This is a genomic window from Dietzia sp. IN118, assembly GCF_032905965.1.
GTDB classification, from domain to species: domain Bacteria; phylum Actinomycetota; class Actinomycetes; order Mycobacteriales; family Mycobacteriaceae; genus Dietzia; species Dietzia kunjamensis.
This window is the reverse complement of record NZ_JAUMSR010000007.1, coordinates 1-7,107: the sequence shown is the minus strand read 5'-3', so window position 1 is coordinate 7,107 and position 7,107 is coordinate 1. Positions and strand designations below refer to the sequence as shown.

Genomic DNA, 7,107 nt, shown 5'->3' with positions numbered 1-7,107 from the left:
GCCGTAGGCCACCGCGACGTCCTTGATCGTCTTCGAAGTCGTGATGACCTCCTGGCACAGCTCATCCTTGAACTCCTGGCTGAACCGCCTGCGTGATGCACTCACTGCTGGATCTCATTTCGGTAGGTCCCTCACTTTAGGAGGGCCCACTGTCCGAGATCACCGCAGCAGGCCAGAACTCGAGCCCGAAGCCTGTCGATGTCTGATCAGCAGTCTCGTGATTCCAAGTACTCGACGATGGCGCTGTCGGTGATGGACGCGATACTGATAGTGCGGTCGCCTGTTTCGTAGCGCAGTTTGTCTACCGCGCGGAGTAGCCGTGCTTTCGTTGATGGGCGCAACCGGACATTGTGCTGCTCCGTCAGTCGCTCCTCCCCCCGCGCGGCGGGCTGGTTTGTCTGTGGGGCGGACAGCGGCGCGGGAGTCGGGGTAGGTCGCTCGGGCAAGTCCGCTGCGGGGTGGGTAGTTCGTCGGATTGCGGGTTCACGCTGGACGCTCATGCTGCAGTCCCTTCGGTGATTACCAGCTCGGAAAGTAGATCCGTGTAAGCGACCTGGAGAGCTAACGCCTTGCCGCCAGTGAACCTGTGGATCGGCGTGTGAGTGCTATGCGCGTCCTGGCGGGCGGTCAGTTCCGGAATGGCGGTCTTCGCGACCAGTTCTCCGTAGGTCTCACGCAACTCGCTCTCGCGGAATCGGTGTTCGCCGGTGGCCCGCTTACGGCTAAGGACAATTTTCTCGAGCACGAGTCGGGGGTTGGGTCGTCTCTGGACATTGCGGATCGTTTCCTGAAGGTTTTCGATCCCCCGGACACTGTCGATGGTTGGCTCGGTGATGGCAATGACCCCGTCGGCTGCGCACAACACGGCAAAGAGCAACTTCCCCAGTGACGGTGGACAATCGAAGAGGACCGCGTCGTAGACCGAGAGGTCGAGCCCCTCGAACGCGATGTCGAGGCGGAAGATCAAATCGTTGGCTCCGTCCGACTCGATGTTGGCCAATGCTTCGTTGGATGGGATGAGGTCAACCCTGTCCCAAGGGGTTGCGATGACGGCATTGGCTGCAGCTCCCGCAGCGGTTCGGTTCATGAGGTCGAACGTCGTCATCATGTCGTCCGTGATTTCGACACCGAGCCCAGTGGTGGAGTTCCCCTGAGGGTCGACGTCCACAATCAGAACATTGCGTCCCTGATCGCTCAGTGCACTAGCCAGGCCGAGCGTCGTTGCAGTTTTGCCGACGCCGCCCTTCTGATTGCAGAGCGCTAACTTGCGGACCATGCGCGTTCCTCTCGAAGTGGCGGCCAACCACAGGTGCTCGCTAGGTTGGCTGGACGGTTACGTTCCCTCGGATAATCGCTGGGTAGTTCGCGTCGTAGTGCTAGCGAGGCTAACCCTGATAGATAGTGACGTAGCGAAGGCTCGCGGAGCAGCCATAACTATCAACGTTTGGCTAGCTAGCGGTGCTAGCTTAGTTAATCTAGTAACGGTAGACAAGCACGCTACTGGTGCTTCTCTAGCTTGTTGTGCACGCAGAGACGGGTCGGTGTGCCGGGCGCTGGTGCCGCTACCCCAATTCGCTTAGGGCCCCCACGGGCCTGTCGAACGTGGGCCACTACGTGGGGCCCGATCAACGAGCCCGTGCCGGGCGGTCAGGGGGCCGACGGGGTCGTCATCGGGGAACGTTTGAATGTGGACGCGACGGGTGTTGTCCCAGGTAAGGTTTCCGAGCTCGTGAAGGACTTCGAACGAGGTGCCGGCACCTGCAGAGATAGGCGTGACGGCGGCGGGGCGCCTCGCCGGACGGGCTTGGGATCACCACCGAAGCACACCCGAGGAGCTCCAGAGAAGGACTGTTAGCGCAGGTAGGGGCCGATCTACTGTAGCCGACAGTTATCCGCTCGGGGGTTCGTCGGAGCCGCTCCCAGCATCCGGAAGTAGAAATGGCTTGCACCCAGAGGGGGCCGTCACTACGCTAGGAACTGCCCACCGTTACGACGGAACGGGAAGAAGGCCTTAGAACCCCAGCCGGACGACTGGATCTAGGGCCTTTCGCTTTGTCCGGACTCTGGCATCAGAGACTCGGGGGTCCGCTTCTCGATCAGGATGCTGCCGCGGAGCACATCGATGTAGCTAACATCTCCGGAGAAGCTCGCGTTCACCGCCCCAAGCACAGCGTCCGGGATCCACAACAAGGGGTCATCGCCACCACGGCAGTGGCTAATCCTCAGGCCCCGATGCCAACCCTGGTTCTGCAACGAAACGATATGGGCGCGGTCCTGCTTGTCCTGAGAGTCGCTTCGCCGTTCGAGAGTGATGTCTAGGACATCAGCCTCTCCGAGTTCGTAGTAGAGCGTTTCCAGGCACTTTCGCCTGTGGCGCTCAGTCTTTCGGTTGCGCCCACTGAGGTGTGCAACGACTACGTGCATGGAACCCAGATCGGCGATTGTCTCTGTGATCGTGCGGCGGCGGCGATCACTTTCATCGGTCCAGTGAGGTTTGATCTGGCCTGGAAGACGAAGATGGCGTAGCGCTTCTCGGATCTCGTCGCAATCTCCTGCGGTGACGATGGCCGCCCCGATTAGGTACTCCTGAGTTGTATCGGTCCGGACGCAACTGGACTCATCAACAAACGCACGCATACCCGCCGAGGTCATTTCCACCTACTCACCGTATCCATCGGCCGCGACAACCCAGCCCGGCACTTCCTCTTACAACTTCCGCCCCTTTGGGGTACACCCGTGCGGGACGATATGCCGCCAACCATCGCTGCTGTGTCACAGGGTCTAGTTCGATACTTATGAAACGCCTTCCCGTCGGGTCTAGGATCTATTGATGCAGGTTTCCGGGCGAAAGGGTCTTTCGATGGCTGATCGGATCGGGACGCTCTTGAACCGGGCGGGTGATGGTGGCGAGGAGGTGCTCATCGTCAGTCGCGGGAGCGTGCGGACTCGGTTCCGTCGTCGGGACGAGTCGGGCTGGAACTTTCGGGTGGAGTCGACGGACTCGGAGAACGTCGTCGAGGTAACGCCGAAGCCAAGGCCGGCTCCGAAGCCGGCTCGCCGGGTCTCGCGCCCTCGTGGGCAGCGGGTGGCGTACGTGCGGGTGTCGGCAGCGGATCAGAACGAGGCGCGTCAGCTCGAGGCGGTGGGGGAGTGCGACCGGGTCTACGTCGAGAAGCAGTCGGCTCGCTCGCGCGCGGACCGGGTGAAGCTCGAAGAGTGCATCGGGTATCTGCGAGATGGTGATGAGCTGGTTGTTGCGTCGATGGACCGTCTCGCTCGTTCGTTGGTTGATTTGAAGCAGATCGTTGGCGAGATCACCGCGAAGGGCGCGAGTGTGGAGTTCGTCCACGAACGCGCGACCTACGCCGCTGGCGCCCAGGATCCTCGAGCCGACCTGATGCTCTCGCTGCTCGGTGCGTTCGCTGAGTTCGAGCGGGCCATCATCCGTGAACGCCAAGCCGAGGGCATCGCCATCGCCAAAGCGAAGGGTAAGTACAAGGGACGCAAACGAGTCCTGACCGACGAGCAGATCAACAAGGCCCGCGCCCGCATCGAGGCGGGGGAGGGGCCATCAGCAATCGCCCGAGATCTCGGGGTCGGCCGCTCTACGCTGTATCGGGCATTGCGGCCATCGAGGTGATTATCTTCCGTAGCTGGTCGGTGTGACTACAGCTCGATGTAGGGAGGCAGGCGCTAGTTTGTGTCACTGTTGCGGTGGCGCTGGTGGTGTTGGGAGATCACGAAGCGTGGGTCGGGGTGCATGTGAGCGCTTCAGGGTCGGCGATGTGGTCGAGGTCGTGCTAGACCACATCGCCAGGACGCCTCGCCTCTGTAGTCAATCGCGACGAGGGAAGTAGGCCCGTCTACTTCTGGTTCTGGTAGCTCCTGATGCGCTTGTGCCAGGTCCTTAGGCGGTCGTATTCGGCCTCAAGTTCGTTGGGCTCCGGCGCAACATAGTTGGTTTCTTCCGCCTTGTCGTGTCGGAGAGCCCACTTAGACGTTTTGCCGTAGCCTTCTTGGTACTCGGTGGTATCTGTGTCGGAGATTTTGGCGAGCATTCGTACCATCAGGGGGCGTACTTCGGACTTACTCCTGTCGTACACGCGATTGACGATCTCGCTTGTCACCGTGCGCTCCCATGCCTCCGACAGATAACCCGCGATTTTGTTGACGCGCTGCTCGTATTCGTCGTCGTCTAGGTCCTGTCGGTCCTTGGTAAGCTTCGTAATCTCATTCTGGATTGTATTCAGCCTCAGCCCAATATCCTGAGCCTTCCACGGCAAGCCTTCCGCGACATACCCGGGAACCGTGCCACGCCGCTGGATGGTGCGGTGATATACCTCGACTTCGGCGGAGTCCGCTGACTTAAGGAGGTCGGTCAGGAATGCAATGTCGTGGGTGAAGACAATGACCTGCCGCGACTTGGCGAACTGGACGAGCCGGTCCGCTACTTTGTCCCGCCGTACGTGATCTAGTGAGGTCACGGGGTCATCGAAGATGACGGCTGACTTAGAGGGATCAAACTCTGCTTCGGTGAAGAAGCCGGCTAGACCCAGCACCGTCTGCTCGCCCTCGCTTAGCACTGCGCGGGCGCTACCGTCCTTGTGCCGAACACCGACAAGCGCTGGGATCTGACGAACCAGTCCCTTCTGTCCGCCCCGATCCTTGAGCGTCACCTTCTCTAGGTGCATACGAGCAGTTTCATAGGTGAAGTGGTCGCGGATCTGTTTGGTGGCGTAGGTGCTCGTGAGGTCGGTTGCCTTGCGCGTAATGCCCTTGGTGTCAGTCGCGGAAAGGGCAGCGTTGAGATTTCCGAAATCCTCAAGCCGAATGACTTCGGTCTTAATCTGATCCTTGTTTTCGCTCAGCAGCCGAGAGGCTTCCAGCTCGTTTCGGATGGACTTTGCCGCAGTCAACGTTGCCTGGAAACCAGCGACGTCTGTCGCCTCGGCTTTGGCGGTCAAAGACTTCGTAAGTTCCTCAAGTCGTGTAGCGATGGTGTTCGCGGTAAGCGGCGCCGAGGGCTCTCCACTCGCCGCGAAGTGTTTCAGTGCCTCGTTGCGATGCTTCTCAAGCATGAGTAGTTGGCGCTGGGCAGCATTAGCCAGCGCCTCGTCGTGGGTACCGAGTGCGGTCAGTGCGGTCGCGATCGTCTGGGTAGAGAAATGCAGTCCCCGGAGACCGGCGAGCGCCTCTTCGTAGAGGTGCTCGGCTGCGACGGCGTCTCTCTCGGTGGTGTCAGTCATGTAGGCGTTGAAGCGAGTGAAACGCACCTTGGCGTCGTCGCTAAGTGGCTGTTGGCAAAGTGCGCAGCGGGCGTCGTCACCGACCTCGGGGAACTCGTGCTCATGGCCGGGGACGGAGACTGCATAGTCACGGGCAGCGCGCCATAGTGTCCGCCAGGTCTCCGAACCAACTCCAGACAGCGGCTCGTCGTCGAAGGATGTCTCTGCTGCGAGATTTGCTGCAGAGCGTTTGGTCAGGGCGTTGTCCTTGAGCTTTTCGATCGCAGTGAGGCGATCAGCGCTCAGGGTGTCTTCTAACTCAGCGATCGCAGCTTTCAGAGTCATGGCGTGGCTGGCATCGGCCTGAAGGCGCACACGCTCTTTGGAGGCGTCGCTCGTCTCCAACCGTGCGACTTCCTGAATCGCCTTGCCGAGGTTATCGGCGTCCTCGGATGTAAACGAGCAGGCGTTCTCAATGTCCAGGTCAGTTGTAATGGCCGACAGGTGAGATAAGAAGGTGTTCCCAGCGGCGCCTTGGGGGAGGGTGAGGTTCAGGCGCTTCTGATTACTTTCGGCAATGCGCCGCTGCAATTCCTCGCGAACCATCCCACACACGGTGATGAGACCGTCTAGCACGGTGAGGGCAGAGGGGCGGTAGGTAACGGTCGAGTCGCGGAGCAGGTACTCGTCGCCGCAGTGCTCGTCGTAAAAGCGAACTTGCTGAAGATCCGGCACCGGAGGATCGGCGGGGAACTTCACTGAGAACGGCTGGCCGTCTACCGAGTACTCGAGTTCAGCGCTCGGGTCAGGTGAGCCGTCTCGATATACGTCTGGTAGGACGAGCGAGGAGTGGCGCGCAGCAACCATTGCTTTGATGATGCGTGCGTATCCGGATTTGCCAGCGCCATTGTTGCCGTAACTGATCGTTAGTCCTGCGGGCTCAAACGCCAGTGTCTGGTCAGCGGCAAGTGCGTTGACGCTATTGCCGCCGCAGATTCTCTTGAGCCAGACCTGCCTCGCTTCGGTCGCGCCGAGGGTGAGGTTTCGGGCAGCTTCGTTGGGCGTTGCACTGCCCCGCTCCTGGAGACGGTCGGCGAGCTTCGCGACGACATCGGGATCGTCGTACGTTTCGCCGTGCGACAGGGCGATCAGTACGTCCTGTTGCCACGCGGGCCTTGTTAGCGCCCAGTCGCGTATGTCCTCTTCGATCGTCACTTCAATCGTTTCCTCGAAAAGCGGGACCATCCATGACCAAAACGATCCGTTGATGGCTACAGCGGGTGCACGCCGTCAGGCACACAAGTGAAACATCGACCACTGACATTATCTCTTCGTGGAGTCTGACGGTTCATCCGCAGGCGACGTCGTAGCGGCGGTTCGTTGATTGAGTGGAGGCGACGAGGCTCCGGGGTCCGACGCGAGCGCAGAGGGGTTCGTTGCAGCGGTTTTCTCCGATCGCACCGTCAGACAGTTCACCGGCGACGAGTAGGGCGAACCGGTGGGCGCACGCGGTGCGGCTGACACCGCCGGATCGGCAGGAGATGACTGCTAGTAGGTATGCGGAATGTGCTTAGCGTCCTCGCTACTGGCGTGGCAGGTGGGCGAGAGCTCGGTGGCTTCACCTCGTGACCGCTTTACATAAAGTCTGGTTATCGGTCCATGCTCGTGGCCAACATCGAAGCCGGGATCGCAGGGCGGCCACATCCGGGGAAGCGGTCCTCGAGCTCCGCTGTCAGCGAAGCGGCCCGCCGGGGCGCCCTATCCGCCAGACTGAGGTGAGACACCCGGGCTGGCTGGTTGAGAGGCTGGGGCGTGAGGAGAAGGAGAACCCAGCATGACTATCACTGCAACTACTGACGCGGCCCTGGAGGCCTCGCAGCCG

The 7,107-nt window shown here is 60.7% G+C and carries 4 protein-coding genes; 1 reads left to right on the top strand and 3 read right to left on the bottom strand.

Translation table 11 applies throughout. The features are described 5' to 3' along the window. Positions 1–496: 496 nt before the first annotated feature. Positions 497–1,276, bottom strand: coding sequence for a ParA family protein (locus Q2K20_RS17860; protein ID WP_119192861.1), 780 nt, complete (start codon positions 1,274–1,276; stop codon positions 497–499). A 761-nt stretch (positions 1,277–2,037) separates the two neighbouring features. Next, positions 2,038–2,652, bottom strand: a complete 615-nt coding sequence (locus Q2K20_RS17855) for a hypothetical protein (RefSeq protein ID WP_083249842.1) — start codon at positions 2,650–2,652, stop codon at positions 2,038–2,040. A 208-nt stretch (positions 2,653–2,860) separates the two neighbouring features. On the opposite strand from Q2K20_RS17855, the gene Q2K20_RS17850 reads away from it, so the two are divergent. Then, entirely contained in the window at positions 2,861–3,640 is a 780-nt protein-coding gene (locus Q2K20_RS17850) for a recombinase family protein (protein WP_095719449.1), read from the top strand. A gap of 223 nt (positions 3,641–3,863) precedes the next feature. Here Q2K20_RS17850 and Q2K20_RS17845 read toward each other — a convergent pair whose 3' ends face one another. Continuing rightward, positions 3,864–6,440, bottom strand: a complete 2,577-nt coding sequence (locus tag Q2K20_RS17845; RefSeq protein WP_245847716.1) for an AAA family ATPase — start codon at positions 6,438–6,440, stop codon at positions 3,864–3,866. Between the last annotated feature and the right edge of the window lie 667 nt (positions 6,441–7,107).

Excerpts from the sequence above, each read along its gene's own strand:
- Q2K20_RS17860 (WP_119192861.1), bottom strand. The coding sequence starts at position 1,276 with ATGGTCCGCAAGTTAGCGCTCTGCAATCAGAAGGGCGGCGTCGGCAAA.
- Q2K20_RS17855 (WP_083249842.1), bottom strand. The coding sequence starts at position 2,652 with ATGACCTCGGCGGGTATGCGTGCGTTTGTTGATGAGTCCAGTTGCGTC.
- Q2K20_RS17850 (WP_095719449.1), top strand. The coding sequence starts at position 2,861 with ATGGCTGATCGGATCGGGACGCTCTTGAACCGGGCGGGTGATGGTGGC.